Source organism: Methyloglobulus sp. (assembly GCF_040079455.1).
In the GTDB taxonomy this organism is placed as follows: Bacteria; Pseudomonadota; Gammaproteobacteria; order Methylococcales; family Methylomonadaceae; genus Methyloglobulus.
Map to the genome: position 1 here is coordinate 1 of NZ_JBEBKJ010000089.1, position 15,149 is coordinate 15,149.

10 protein-coding genes and 1 pseudogene are annotated in these 15,149 nt (G+C 44.4%); 7 read left to right on the forward strand and 4 right to left on the reverse strand.

Features of this window, described 5'->3' with window-relative positions:
- On the forward strand, positions 1 to 835 hold an 835-nt coding region (locus ABL924_RS15520; protein WP_349028007.1), incomplete at its 5' end, for an META domain-containing protein.
- A gap of 124 nt (positions 836 to 959) precedes the next feature.
- Here ABL924_RS15520 and ABL924_RS15525 read toward each other — a convergent pair.
- From ABL924_RS15525 to ABL924_RS15540, 4 genes and pseudogenes are all read right to left on the reverse strand, one after another.
- Positions 960 to 1,091, reverse strand: a pseudogene (locus ABL924_RS15525) (transposase); the annotation flags it as partial.
- A 246-nt stretch (positions 1,092 to 1,337) separates the two neighbouring features.
- Positions 1,338 to 1,682 (reverse strand): hypothetical protein, encoded by a 345-nt coding sequence (locus ABL924_RS15530; protein ID WP_349028008.1) that lies wholly within the window; start codon positions 1,680 to 1,682, stop codon positions 1,338 to 1,340.
- A gap of 178 nt (positions 1,683 to 1,860) precedes the next feature.
- Positions 1,861 to 2,247 carry a hypothetical protein gene (locus ABL924_RS15535; protein ID WP_349028009.1) on the reverse strand — a complete coding sequence of 129 codons (387 nt, stop codon included), beginning with the start codon at positions 2,245 to 2,247 and terminating at the stop codon, positions 1,861 to 1,863.
- 113 nt (positions 2,248 to 2,360) lie between these two features.
- The gene (locus tag ABL924_RS15540) at positions 2,361 to 2,765 is read right to left on the reverse strand and encodes a M12 family metallopeptidase (RefSeq protein ID WP_349028010.1); all 405 of its coding nucleotides are present in this window, start codon (positions 2,763 to 2,765) and stop codon (positions 2,361 to 2,363) included.
- Between the two features lie 704 nt (positions 2,766 to 3,469).
- Between ABL924_RS15540 and ABL924_RS15545 the strand changes: the two genes are divergently transcribed.
- The 6 genes from ABL924_RS15545 (at position 3,470) to recD (ending at position 14,972) form a co-directional block, all read left to right on the forward strand.
- A complete protein-coding gene (locus tag ABL924_RS15545) occupies positions 3,470 to 3,856 on the forward strand; it encodes a helix-turn-helix domain-containing protein (protein ID WP_349028011.1) in 387 nt (128 codons plus the stop codon).
- Positions 3,857 to 4,041: 185 nt separating this feature from the next.
- Positions 4,042 to 5,541 (forward strand): DUF937 domain-containing protein, encoded by a 1,500-nt coding sequence (locus ABL924_RS15550; RefSeq protein WP_349028012.1) that lies wholly within the window; start codon positions 4,042 to 4,044, stop codon positions 5,539 to 5,541.
- 176 nt (positions 5,542 to 5,717) lie between these two features.
- Positions 5,718 to 6,185, forward strand: a complete 468-nt coding sequence (locus ABL924_RS15555) for a hypothetical protein (RefSeq protein ID WP_349028013.1) — start codon at positions 5,718 to 5,720, stop codon at positions 6,183 to 6,185.
- Positions 6,186 to 6,390: 205 nt separating this feature from the next.
- Positions 6,391 to 9,531, forward strand: a complete 3,141-nt coding sequence (gene recC, locus ABL924_RS15560; RefSeq protein WP_349028014.1) for an exodeoxyribonuclease V subunit gamma — start codon at positions 6,391 to 6,393, stop codon at positions 9,529 to 9,531.
- Complete coding sequence (gene recB, locus ABL924_RS15565; protein WP_349028015.1) at positions 9,521 to 13,066, forward strand: exodeoxyribonuclease V subunit beta; 3,546 nt, start codon at positions 9,521 to 9,523, stop codon at positions 13,064 to 13,066. The genes recC and recB overlap by 11 nt, the downstream gene beginning before the upstream one ends.
- A gap of 190 nt (positions 13,067 to 13,256) precedes the next feature.
- Complete coding sequence (gene recD, locus ABL924_RS15570) at positions 13,257 to 14,972, forward strand: exodeoxyribonuclease V subunit alpha (RefSeq protein WP_349028016.1); 1,716 nt, start codon at positions 13,257 to 13,259, stop codon at positions 14,970 to 14,972.
- The last annotated feature ends 177 nt before the right edge of the window (positions 14,973 to 15,149 follow it).

Consider the following 15,149-nt stretch of genomic DNA (forward strand, 5'->3'; position numbering starts at 1 on the left):
GGTTTGGGCTAGGTTCTTCCAGGACATAGGCTATTGCTCGAACTTGAATAAAGGCTTATTTTACCCATTTTGGGGCTTGAGGTCGTGCAAAGGTCTCAGACAGTTAATGGGACATGCAAACGAAATCCCACTACTTGGTACTCGTTGGGTATTGAGATCAATTAAAGGTCGAGAACTGTGGCAAGGCACTATTATTACAATACAGTTTCTTAATCGGACACAACTCACTGGATCAGATGAATGTAGCAAAAATGGATGGGGCAGATATAAGCTACATTCAGATAGTCAACTGACGATTATGGAGACCGGCAATCATCAAATAGGATGTGCCGGGAGTATAGGTACTCAAGAGTATGAATATACAATAAAGCTTTTGGGTATCACTCACTACAAAATTGAAGGAACTGTATTATCGTTATTCAATGAATCCAAAGGAATTCTATTGCAATACCAGCTTCTGTCTAAAACCAAAGCCAATCCGGAAAATCTGCTTGGCAAAACATGGCAACTGGTCTCGGCGACAGGCTTGGGAAAATCCGGCTTAAGTGCCTTTACCTTGCAATTTGATGCTAATCAATTCGATTTCAATGGCGCAACAATCTGTAGAACTTACCAAGGCACTTACCATATGGTTGATGAAGCCTTGGGGGTCTTCTCTATTCGCAGGAAAGTAGGTGTTTTCGATTATTTTTTGTGTCGCAGGGAAAACACGCTTGCTGAAGAAAGCTATCTTGAGCTTTTAAAAAATGTCTGGCGTTATGAAGTATCAGAAACACAATTGGAACTGTACGCAGACCATGATAGAAAGCTGGTTTTTAAGTTGACGAACGACTAAATGCAAAAGCGGCACAATGTTTTTAGCAGGTAAATGTGAATACAATACACTGCAATCATCAAATATTAGCTAACCTGTTGCTTATATTAATTTTCATCAGCACTTTGTCGTTAGCCGAATCGAATTTCTTGCCGATGGCCTGTTTGAGGTCTGCGTTTAAGCGCTCTTCGGGATTGAGTTCAGGGCTGTAACTGGGCAGGTAGAACACTTCGATTTTATCGGTGCGTTCCGCCAGCCAAGCCTTGACGGGCTTTGAAGAATTGTGCCAATTTTCAAACTAGGAATGCGGATAATTCAGCGAGACGGGGCATGTTGCCCCGTCTGTAGGTTTCAGGTTGATTAATCGCAGCCACGTCATTTAAGTTTTGCGAAAACGTTAGGGAAGGGGTTGCAAACCCCGTCCCGCGTGGGTGAAAGACAGTAAATGATTACTGCTGGCAAAGAGTTGTGATTGAGAGATAGGCAACATGCCCCGTCAGGCTGGAAGCATACCCAACCCGTACTACTTTTGTGCATTGAAGAACAAGTTTTGCAGTTTTGCTGGAACTAACGTCAATAGAAGCAACGCAAAAGCCGAAAATAAAAAATGAGGTTTATGACAATTAGCACTCATAAAAGGTGCTGAAGAAAAACAATAGTTACCTAGTGATCTATCTACAGCGATGCTAATTAAACATAATATGCCTGTTAACCACCACCAAAAATAGCAATATTTGCGGTAAAATATTCGATCCTGAAAACGTTTATTTAAACAGAAAATGATTGCCGTCAGAAAGGCACAAAATGATAAGCCAACCCAGATATAGGACATAAAGGGATTTTCCGGTTCTGGTGTAGGTAAAAACATAATGTTTTCTCTAGTTCAGTTAATTAATACACTAAGACAGTATTTCCGAAAGTTAATGTCTTAACGTTTCATTGTGGAAATCGTTAAAAGTCGGTATTAATTCAATTTTCTTGATAAAAAATAGGCGTAATGGTTTTACATATTGCGCCTACATTATTGAATACAAATTGGTATTTAGTTATTGATAGGTGATTTTAGAGTAGGTTCCGCCTAACCTGTAAACACCTCCCATGATGAAAGTACCGTTTGCTTGCTTTGTTAAGGTAAGTTTCCCAATGTAATTAACCCGTCCGCTATTGGTGTTAGTATAAGTCATGTTATAAAGCACTCTTTTAAACGTCGGAACATTAATTGTTTTCGTCAAAGGATTATAAATTAATGCATAAATTGACGGTTTTTGTGCTGTAGTTAGCACTCTTTTACTGGCAACAGAAAATACCGGATCGATAATATTGTCTTTGGGTGAAGTATCTTGACCAGTTTCTCTTAAGGGAATCTCTAAAAATTCAAAAAACTTCTTCTCCCTCTGGGAGAAGGCCGGAATGAGGGTAATAAAATCAAGCAATTATATCCCTCACCCTAGCCCTCTCCCAGAGGGAGAGGGGATTATTAGAGGTTCCCTTAATACATAGCTATAAGCGATACCGTTTTCGTAGACGGTAGGGAGTACGACTGTTCTTATGCCATGACCAACGTAGCCGGTATGACCAATGGGCGACACGACAGAAGGCATGTTGTGCCGTAGAAGATTTGTGCGCCAGCGATATCGTAAGCACTTAGGGCTAAAGTACCTATGTAATCTTTCTTACAATAATTCATGATTGAAGCTAAATCGTAATCGCCTATTCGGATATTGCCAATCAGCACATCGGACATTGCGATGCCAAATCGAGGATCCCTTTTTGCATTTAAGCCCGCGATATCGTTACAACCGCCACCTAGCCAAGCATCACTACGGTTCTGTTCATGAGAAATGCCGATGACATGACCAAATTCATGAATGATGGACTGTTTGATACATAGGTCTACATTATTAGAGCAAACTTTCCGAATAAGACTACCTAGTGGTGCTGAAAAATCCAAAACTACTCCATTTTTTCGGTTTTTTAGTTCATTACCGAGCGTCAGCACATAAGGTGAATAAGCTCGTGTACCAGAAACAGTTACAACTGATTTTGTAGGCTCAACTAAGGCACGGATACCAGTATGGAGCGGTATTTGATAAATCGGAGGACATTATGGCGTAGTAGATTCATAAAATCTAAGCCGAGTAAATCTACTCCAAGTTGTCTGTAACAGACCCGGCAGGGCTTTCCGTCGCGCATTCCATGCTGGATTGGCTGCAATCTGCACGAGATTTTCATAACAAATGGGGATGTCGTAAGTTTGCGTTGCTGGGTTGATCGGCCAAATATTGGTGTCCCGATAAAACGCCTTCGCTGTTGGGGTTGAACTTATTGCAGGACCAGCGGCTGCGTAAACTACAGTGGTGGCTAGAAAGAAAGAAAGAAAGAAAGAAAGAAAAGATAATTTTCGCTTAAATTTTGAATACATAAGCCTTACTCCAGATAGTTGATTAAGGGTGCATTTTAATTACCTGCAAAATACCGTTTTAGCTTATACGTTAATTCGTTGCCTTTATCAACTTATTCAATTTGCTATGTTTGATTTGTTAATGTTTAGTTTTTGTTGTCGTGCGAAAGCATTTTGGTTTTTCTGCACTGTGAAGTCATAATGACTAGCGTACAATTCATTCAAACAATCATCATCAATCTTCATCAATAGCCATGAATGTAAACACTCCCAACTATCGCTCAGAATGCGCGTTATCCACAGCATTAGACGTTGTTGGCGATAAGTGGAGCCTGTTAGTGGTGCGTGATATGTGCATGAATAAGACCAAATACGGTGATTTTCAGTCGTCACCAGAAGGCATTCCTACCAATATTCTCGCTAATCGGCTGCGCCGTTTAGAGGAAACTGGCATCGTAGAAAAAAAGCCCTACCAGCTTAAGCCATTACGCTATGAATATTTCTTGACTGCCAAGGGCATTGATCTATTGCCCGTTTTACAACAGCTAGCGATCTGGGCGCATAACCATGTTCCTGAATGTGGTATGCCGCCCGACTGGTTTTTGGACGCAAAACCTGATGATCTGGTAAAAGCGAAATAACATCCCCAAAAAACCAACTTCTTCCTTGACGAATAAACCCTGTGAATCTTACGTAAAATGACAATTAACCCTTTTTTGTCAGTCCATTGTTATTTTTTCATTAACAAAACAGTCAGATACTGGTAAATTGTTCGTCGGCACTTAATCACTAGACCGTGTCAACCCAACCTTTGAGGAGATCATGCATGTCTAACAACCTATTAGAACTATTAAAAGAACACCTAGCGGGTGATGTTGTCTCAAACCTCGCTTCATTTATTGGGGAATCACCAAAAAATACCGAATCTGCATTACACACCGCGCTGCCTTCCTTACTTGCTGGACTGGTCGACAAAAGCACCGATTCAAAAGGTCTTACTGACCTTTTTAGCCTACTGATTAAGGGTAACTACGATGGCAGTGTACTCAGTAATCTGGGTGCTTTATCTCGTGGCGGTGAGGAAACCACCAAATTTTTATCAGAAGGTAGCAATTTATTGACATCACTCTTTGGTGATAAGGTCGCTGGCATCACTAATCTGATCGCCAACGCCAGTGGGGTTAGTAAAAACTCATCAAGCCAGCTACTGGGTTTTGTTGCCCCGATTGCCCTCGGTTTGATTGGTAAAAAACTTAAAATTGGAAATATGGACACTGCCAGCGGATTGGGTAGCCTTCTGAGTGAACAAAGTGGCTTTTTAAAAAACCTTATTCCTGCGGGACTTAGCGATCTGTTAGCGGGTACAGCAACCACCAGCAATAATGTTATTAGTGACTTCGATAAAGCAGTTAATACAATAGATTCTGGTTATACCGCCCCAAAAACCGCGACTGTAACTGATACACTGCATAATATAAGCGATACGATTGGAGATGTAGCTGAGGAAAGTCTCACCGCTGCCAAGAATGTGGCTGAAGACTTTGGTGAAACGGCCAGCAAATTTGGTTCGCATATCATTGACGAAGGCAAAGAATTCACCCAAAGCGCTACGGAAGTTTTCGATGAAAATGCAGGTGGAGGCAAAAAAATTCTTCCGTGGATACTCTTAGCGGCGGCACTTGCGCTAGCTTGGGGGCTGCTCAAAAGTTGTAGCGCTCCTGAACCGAAAGTTGAAGCCATCACACCAACGGTATCTACGCCAGCCGTTACTCCACCGGCTTCCAATCCACCGCCAGCAGAGCCAGTCGTCACAGCACCTATACCTGAACCTGCTAAAATTGAAGCTCCGGCTCCGATAGTTGAGCAAGTGAGCGACTTCTTTGAGAAAACCTTATCTACCGGCTATGTCATTAAAGCCGCAAAAGACGGGTTTGAAAGTAAGTTAGTTGGTTTTATTGAAGGTAATGAGGCAATCAACAAAGATCTATGGTTTACCATGGACGGCATCACTTTCGATACCAACAAAGCGAGTATCAAAGCGGAATCGACTGGGCAAATAACCCATATCGCTGAAGTTCTGAAAGCTTTTCCAAATGTCAAAATCAAAATCGGTGGTTACACCGATAATACCGGCAAAGCTAACGCCAATAAAAAACTGTCCAACAATCGAGCTAATGCTGTGAAAAAAGCCTTAGTCAAACTAGGCACTAAAGCAGATCGCATTGATGCAGAAGGTTATGGCAGCGAACATCCGGTAGCCAGTAACGATACCACAGAAGGTCGGCAACAAAACCGCCGAATTGATATAAGGGTAACTGAAAAATAAAGCTAATGGACAGGTTTAAGGTACAGTTGTTGGTCATGCTATTTTGTACCTTGAACCTTCCACTTTAGTGGACTTTGCGTTCTCTGAAACAACCTTAACAGTTAGAAAAAAAGAGGCTAGAACGCTATATTTTACAATGTGATGGATTAACAACACTAACAACATCTAATAACTGTATGAAAACCCTAGCACCTAAAAAAAATTATCTCATTTCTGGTTTAATAAGCATCGTAATCGCTCTTTCGTTAGGTGCTTGTTCAGATGAGAAACCTAAAGAAGCAACATCTGTCGTCCAGGAAAAATCATCCACAGAGAAAAACATCAGCGTTGATTCTCCGACCGATCCGACACCTGAAGCCGACAATTCCCAAAAACAAAAATTCGAACATGATTTTGCCGCGCAATGCGTCGATAGGGAGCTGAACAATTCGACAAACAAGATTGCCGATGCTGACCGCATCACTAAATCCTGTGGCTGCATTTCTGCCTTTATTATGAAAGACTTGACTGATGAGGAAGCGGAGAAATTTAATACAGAACATGAGCACCCGCAGTCCTTACGGATCAAATTCGAGGCTGCCGCTTACGAATGCCTACAGGGAAAAGTACAACCAGCAGGACCTAAGTTGTTTGGCAAACAATAACCACTTCACTCCGTGTTCATTGGTTAAGTAGCACGGCATCATTTTTAATAATTCCAGATTTAACATAATTTTTTAGCATAATTTAAATCAAGATTTCGCCAATTATAAAACTTACCGAATAGTCTATAGTTTTTTGCTAATAGCAATATGCAATACGTTTTACCTTGTGGTGATAATGCTTGGCACACGACTTTGAAAGAACTGTATGTTTATTCTACACAGCTCCAACAAAACTGAAAATCTGGTTGAGCATCTGGTATCGGTGATTTCCAATGCACCGTTACGTACGCCTTTCGCCAAAGAAGTATTCCTAATCCAAAGCCAGGGCATGGAACGGTGGTTGTCGCAACAATTGGCAAGCCGATTTCATGTGTGGGCTAATTACCAGTTTTTATTTCCCGGAAAGTTTTTCAGTTTTATTGCCCGGCAGTTAGATAGTCAAGTCAATGATGCAGCGTTTGATCGCGGACTGATACTGTGGCGGTTGGAAGCTTTGTTACGCAATCTGGAAAACGATGATTGTTTACCGTTAAAGCAGTATTTATCCGGTGCGAATCAAGCCTTAAAACGCTATCAATTAGCCCAACAGTTGGCGCAGATTTTCGACCAATACCAGATCATGCGTCCTGATTTGCTGGCGGCATGGCAAAACGGACGGCTGTTGCACGACACTGACGTTGAACGCTGGCAGAAAGCGCTCTGGCACCAGTTAAGCGGGCAAATTGGCAATAAACATCGCGGCGAATTATGGTTGGATGTGATCGCCAAATTGAACAACTCCTCGGAAGGCTCATTAAGCCATCAGTTACCGGAACGGATTTCTGTGTTTGGCGTGAATACCATGCCGCCGTTGTTTCTGAGCTACCTACAAAGCCTTTCGAAACATTGCGATGTTCACCTTTATTTGCTGAATCCGGCACAAACTTTCTGGGCCGATCTGGCAAGCAAACGGCAGCTTTCTACTGACGATGATTATAACGGACATCCTTTGCTGTTAAGCCTAGGCCAACAAGGCCGCGAGTTTCAGGAAATGCTACTGGAATTCACGCAGTTTGATTTTGAGCCGGAAAGTTTTGAAACAATCGCAAAACCCAATAACCTCCAGCAATTACAGAACGATATCCTAAATAATGCGGTTTCAGGTCAAACCCTGGGAAAAGATGGCTCTATCAGTTTACACGCCTGCCATTCCAGAAAACGGGAAGTTGAAATCCTGAGAAACCAGTTACTACAGGCGCTGGAAAACGACCCAACATTAGAACTGCGTGATATTGCGGTGATGGCACCGGACATTCAGCTTTACGAGCCGTTTATATCCGCCGTGTTCAGCGATATACAACACGCTATCGCCGACCGCAGCTTGCGGCTTGATAACCGTTCGCTGGATACCTTCATACGGTTTCTGGAATTAAGCCAAAGCCGCTTGGGTTGGCAATCTGTGCTGGATCTTCTGGAGCGTGCCGATGTTTTCCCAACCTTTGGTCTAAGCGAAAATGATCTTGAGTTGATTAAACACTGGGTTCAGGATACTAACGTACGCTGGGGACAATCTGGGCAACATAAGCGGGAACTGGGGCTACCGGAACTTAACGAATACACCTGGCAAGCCACACTGGACAGGATGCTGATGGGTTATGCGGTAGGGCATGAGGATGAATTTGTCGATGATGTCCTGCCTTATAAGCATATTGAAGGCTCATCGGCTGATGCGCTCGGTGGACTGCATGATTTTTTGCAACTGCTTTTCCAGGCCAAAGCGGAACTGAAACAAGCTAAATCCCTTAAATCCTGGGGGTCACAGCTTTATTATTATGCCGACCAATTACTCAGCAAATCCGGTTTGAAGGTTAGTCTGGTAGAGCGCCAACAACTCAATGAGTTGTTGCTGGAATTATCAGGGACTCTGGCGGAGGTGCATAACGATCCCGTTGAGTTGCAAGTCATCATCCAATGGTTGGAAGGCATGATCGCTGAACGCAAATCCGCCAATGGTTTTTTGCGTGGGCAACTGACGTTTTGCTCCATGCTGCCCATGCGTTCCCTCCCTTTCAAGATCATCGCCTTGATGGGTATTAACGAAGGCGAATTCCCCAAAGTTGACCGCAAACCGACGTTCGACCTAATTGCACTTAGCTTCCGTAAAGGTGACCGCTCGCGCCGGGCGGATGACCGCTATGAGTTTCTGGAAGTTTTACTCTCTGCCCGTCAAGAGTTAATCATCACTTATATCGGCCAATCGCAAGCCAACAATGAAGCTATTGCTCCTTCAGTCGTCGTTACCGAACTGCTGGATGTACTGAGGGATTATTATCAGTTGTCTGGATTGGTTACCCACCACCCATTACAACCGTTCAGCAAACGCTATTTTGATGGCACTAGCGATTTGTTCAGCTTTTCGGAAGCGGATTGCGAAACCGCTAAAGCCTTCTCAGCACCCAAGCCTGAACCTGTTTTGTGGTGGCAAGGTGCAATCCACACTGGACCAGAAGAGGTAATGGAAGATGCCATTGAATTAGCCGATCTGTTCCGATTTTTTCAGCATCCGCAGCGTTATTTCATGCGGCAACAACTGCACTTGCGTTATACGGGCATTAGCGCAGAAATGCAGGAACGCGAACCCTTCACGACCAGTGAACTCAGCCTGTATGACATTAACCAACTTTGGGTGCTTAAGTTACTCACCGATTCTGAGATGTCGCTCAAAAAACTGCAAGCGCAGGGCTTATGGCTGTCCGGTGCGGCTGGTGAAGTGGAATTCGGGCAACATCAGCTTGCTATGCAGGAATTTGTTGATCGCATAAAAGCTACTGACATAGGAACGCCTTTGGACGACCTTGCTGTTGACCTGAAAATCGGCGGCTATCGGCTGGTTGGCAAACTGGGTAACCGTTACCAAAATGGCAGCTTGCACTATCGTTATGCTAATTTAAAAGGTAAGGATTTTATTACGGCTTGGTTGCAGCACTTGCTTATCAATCAATCGCAAAAACAAAAAACGTACTTAATAAGTGCAGATGAAGATTTGCTGTTTCCGCCTGAGATTTGCGATTCCAGCTATTTACCGCAATTTATTGATATCTACCGACAAGGCCAGCAACAACCGAATTCTTTTTTCGTAGAAGCGGCGTTGGCTTATCTAAAGCAAACGGACAAACAGAGGGCAGTAAAGTCGCCAATGGATGCAGCCAAGGAATCTTTGTCCACCGCGATAACGTACGCGAGTGAACACGAACTCAGGCAACTGTATGGTAACGTCGCTGATATGGAATTGATCCTGACGAATACATTCGAGCAACATTGTGAAACCTTGTTGCTACCGGCTTGGGAAGCAACTCATGGCTATTGAAGACTTCGATCCTGTAAACACCGAATTACGCAAAGGCACCAGCCTGATCGAAGCCAGTGCTGGTACTGGGAAAACCTACGCCATTGCTATGTTGGTATTGCGTTTGGTGGTCGAGCAGGACGTGGCTATTGATAAGGTGTTGGTCGTCACGTTTACCAAAGCGGCAACGGAAGAACTCAAAGACCGCATCCGTAGCAGGCTCTCCGATGCCAAACGAGCTTTGGCAGGCCATGTTGATGCCACAGATAGCACGATAAATGCGTGGCTGACACAGGTCAATCTACCGCCTGAGCTTATCAAGCGGCGCTTGGACTTGGCATTGCTGGATATAGACCAAGCGGGAATTTTTACCATCCACGGTTTCTGCCAACGTGTACTCAGGGAACATGCGCTTGCCAGTGGGCAACTGTTTGATGCTGAATTGACTGACGACCTGGCGATAATCAAACAAGCCTGTGCCGATGATTTCTGGCGGCGGCATGTCCAAAACCGTGCGGCTTGGGAAATTGCGGTATTGACCAAAGACCTCAAATCGCCGGATGCTTTATTGGGCAGCATAAATAATGTTTCTGACGATGCGCTGATTTATCCTGACGAACAATCGCTGGATACGGCTTTAGACAAATTGAGGCAATTGTCGGATAACGCGAAAACTAAACTGTCGGATTGCACCCAAAAGGTAGATGCACAGTTCACCGGAAAATCCTTCAAAGCCAGCTATCAAGATAGATTTACAGGACATTGCAGGGAATTAGGCGAGTGGTTGCAGGGTAATACCTTACACTTCCCAAGTACTGAGGCTTTATCCTTGTTGACTTATCAAGGGTTGCTTGAAGGACTGAATGGCACTCAATTCAGAAGCAATAAAGTTCAGTCCAGCGATGAGCGGAAAACTGAATTTTTGGCTTCATTAAATCTTGATACCAAGCCATTTGACGATTTCGCGGCAAAAGCACTACAAATCACGGTTGCCTTGCGCCGGAGTTTGCTTGAAATTTTACGCGTTGAACTGGACAAACAGCTAGAACAAATCAACCTGTGGTCGTTCGACAATTTAATCACCCACTTGGCAAAAGCATTGCGCGGTGAACGGTCACAGCAATTAATTGGCGAACTCAGGCAACGCTTCAATGCGGCGTTAATCGACGAGTTCCAAGATACCGACAATAACCAATGGCATATTTTTTCCAGTGTTTTTGCCGTAGATAGCCATTATTTAGTGCTAGTCGGCGATCCCAAACAGGCCATCTATAAATTCCGTGGCGCAGATATTTATTCCTACCTCGAAGCGCAAACTCAGGCGCAGCACCGCTATACGCTCAGGAACAACTGGCGTTCACACCCACATTTGGTGACGGGCGTTAATCGCTTGTTCCAACGGGAGCAAGCCTTCTTATTGCCAGACATAGCTTTTAATCCTACACAAGCTGCCCAGTCAGAAGACGATGGCACGATGCATCATAACGGGAAGGCAGTCGCACCCATGATGTTTTGGCAGTTGCCGGAAAGTGGCAGCAAGTCGGGGCATTGGCAAGCGAACCGTTCCGATGCGGCACAAGCCATCCGCATTGCCGTCGTCAATGAAATCGTCGAATTGCTGAATGGCGACTATACGCTGCAATTCCAGCCCGATACCAAGAACCGCTTACTGCAACCCCAAGACATTGCCATTCTGGTACGCGCCAATAAACACGCTAGGGAGTACCAGGAAACGCTGCGTTTGGCAGGTGTACCATCGGTATTGAACAGCACCGAGTCCGTATTTGCATCCGAAGAAGCCGGACATTTGTATACCTTGTTGCAAGCTGTCGCGCATCCTGGCGACATCAACCTACTAGGACAAACGTTAGCTTTAAGCTGGTTTGGCTATGACGGTCAGGCACTTTACCAAACTCTCAACAATGAATCCGAAATTGATAACATCCTGGCTAGATACTTAGGTTATTACCAAAGCTGGCAGCAAGCGGGGGTGATGACGATGATGCAATCCCTGATGAAGCTGGAAAACATAGCATCCGTGTTATCTAAATCCATGTTGGCAGAACGGCGGTTGACCAATTTGCAGCATGTACTGGAGTTACTACAGCAAGCCGTTATTGACGAACGCTTAGGTATCCACAAAACTTTGAACTGGCTAAAGACCGCAATAACAAAAGCCCAAGGCAACACTGGCAGTTCCGAAAATCAGCAACTGCGATTAGAACGTGATGCCGATGCCGTCAAAATTATCACTATGCACCGAGCTAAGGGATTGGAGTATTCCGTCGTTTTTTGCCCTTACCTGTGGCAAGGTGGATATCGTAACAATAGTAAAAATCCCTTGGTCGTGTGCCATTTTCCAGACACAAAAAGCGACAATAGCAACCGTTTGATTGTCGATTTGGGTTCTGCCGAGCTGGAAAAGCATCAAGCCCAAGCCCAATTTGAAGAACGCGCTGAGGATTTGCGTTTGGCTTATGTCGCTTTGACCCGTGCAAAATACTGCTGTTATGTCGCATGGGCGAACGTCCGTTCCGAAGATAAAGCCAATGAATCTGCGTTGGCGTGGTTGCTGGATTTTGCCGAGCAAGATTTTTCCGGCCAGCAAGCTGTTTTGCATTCCCTGCAACAACAGGACGAACAGGCTTTTGGTTATCGTTTACTTGAAGCGTCCGACGCTATCGCTGGAAGTTACCAGCAACCGGAAAAGCACAACAAGTTGCAGGCAAAAAAACGGCAACGCTCATTCTACACGGACTGGCAAATGAGCAGCTACACGGCATTGTCTGCACTTAGCTTGTCGGATTCGCCTGAGTTGCCGGATGATAAGGCAAGAGAAGAGCAATATTCGACCAGCAACATCATCGACGCATTGCCATCTGGCGCACATACCGGCAATGTCGTCCACGAATTGCTGGAAAACATCCCCTTTATTGATCTGGCTAACAAACGAAATGTTTCGGCATTAAGGGATAAAGCCTGCCAACGCTATGGCTTAAGGCTAGAGCAGCCGGATGTCATTGACGAACTTTTGCACAAAACAGTGACCACGCCGTTAGCACTGAACGATCCCCAGTTTAGTTTGATGAATCTACCAGAAGCCCAATGTCTGAAGGAAATGCCATTTTATTTATCCTCGCCTTCGTTCAATACTCAAAAAATTAACCATATTTTGGGCAATCAACTGACATTCCAGCCCTTAAGCCATAAGCAAATGAGCGGCTTTCTGACAGGCTTTATCGACTTGATTTGCGAATATGGCGGTCGCTATTATGTGATGGATTACAAAACCAACAGCCTGCCCGATTACCACGCCGAAACGCTAATCCAAGCCATGCGGGAGCATAATTACGGATTGCAGTATTGGCTTTATTGCGTCGTATTGCACCGCTATTTGACACATCGCCAACCCGATTACAGCTTTGCCAGGCATTTTGGCGGGGTGCGCTATTTGTTCGTCCGTGGCATGGAGTCTGACGTGGCGACGAGCGGGGTTTTTCAGGACAATCCAGACTTGACCACCCTTGAAGCATTGACTGCGGTGTTTAAGGAATAACACCATCACAATAAGTAATCGCATTAAATAATCGGTAGTGGGTGAAATCTGTAACTTGATTGATATACGGAGTGACAAACCTAGGTTTGTCACTCCAAATAATCGACAGTAGACAACCCTCTTTTTTACGAAAGCACAGGAAAGACCTTAGAGGTTTTAAAAACAAACATATATTGGGATTGGTATGATTATGTTAATGCCGAACGAAGAAGAAATCTTTAGCCGCCTGGATCTGGCCTTTGCCAGCTTTCTCAGCCAACGCACAACATTGGATGCTGCTAGGCTTAAGGCATTGGAAACCCTATTGGCAACGCTTTCTCAACAACAGCATCAAGGTCATAGCTGTATTGAAATCAGTGATGCAGATAAAACTTTACTGTTAGATTCTGGGCTTATCTGCGAAGATCCGACAAGTTCTTACCAAACAGTCCCCTTAGTCGTCGAGAAAAATCGACTATACCTGCAACGCTATTGGCATTATGAAGACCGATTAGCCCGACAAATCAAGACGCTATCACGAATAGGTAAATCCGTAGTTAACTTGGATTACCTACTTGACCGCTATTTTCCTGCCACTAATACAGAAACAAACTACCAACGTGTAGCCGCAAAATTAGCCGCCCAACAGTCATTTTGCATCATCACTGGCGGTCCCGGCACAGGCAAAACTACAACCATCTGTAAAATTCTGGCTGTATTGCAAGAACTGGCTGACGAACCGCTATTAATCGCCTTGGCTGCGCCTACCGGAAAAGCGGCTATGCGCTTACAAGAAGCTATCTCGCAAAATTTAGCTGAGTTAAATTGCCCAGATACCATCAAAAACCATATACCGCATACTGCAAACACCTTGCACCGCTTATTGGGCGCACAACCGCCATCGCCTTATTTCCGGCATGATAAGGACAATCCTCTGGTGTTTGATCTCGTGGTAGTCGATGAGGCTTCGATGGTAGATCTCGCGCTGATGAGCAAACTGGTCGATGCCTTAAAACCTGGGGCAAAATTAATTCTATTGGGCGACAAAGACCAACTTGCTTCAGTTGAATCAGGCGCGGTACTTGCCGATTTGATCGCGGCATTGCCTAACAACACCGTGGAATTAAAGCATTCGTACCGTTTTGAGATGGGCATAAAACAACTGGCGGATGCGGTCAATCAACAGGATTTTGAGACAGCTTGGGATATTTTATCGACAAACCATGATGCCACAAAGTTACTTGAGCAAGAGCAGCTTATGCCTTATATATTGGATAAGCGCAAGGAATACCTAAGATTAGTCAATACCAAAGCTAAATTTTCTATGCTTTATCAAGCCTTTAATAGCTTTCAAGTGCTGTGTTCTAACCGTCATGGTAAAAATGGGGCTTTGGAAATCAATACGGCTGTCGAACAAGATCTTTTTGGACTGCGTCTCAAATACGGTACAACGTTTTGGTATCCAGGTCGTCCCGTTATGATTCTGCAAAACAATCCAACCCTGCATCTTTACAATGGTGATATTGGTATTTGCCTGCCAGACCACGAACAAAACGACAACCTAATGGTGTTTTTTCAACGGGCTGATGGCGCGGTCAAAAAACATCTACCAGCGCGTATGCCGACCTGTGAAACCGTATTCGCCATGACAGTACACAAAAGCCAAGGTTCTGAATTTGAAGAAGTATTGATAGTGCTGCCGGAAACCGTCAATCCTGTTTTAAGCAAGGAGCTACTTTATACCGCAATCACTCGTGCTAGGAAAAAAATCAACATCGTTGCAGAAGAAAGCGTCTTTACCGCAACTATCAACAGAAAGATGGAGAGGATTACTGGATTAGTGAATAAATTTCAACAATCAAGCTTTAACTACCGCCGAAAAGAGACAGAGCGCTTGCCCACGGAGAAACAAAATGGGCTACGCTGATAATAAAAAGGCTACTAACTTTTATCGCGTACAATTGTCCATCGGCTAACCGTATTCATTCAAATGGTTATCTGTTCGACCGCTGAAAATCCTGGAAACGTAGCGTTAGCGGAGTGAAGATTTTTAGTCCCCAGAAGCGATAGTGCTGTGTGTTTTCACGAAGCGCTGTTTGCGGCG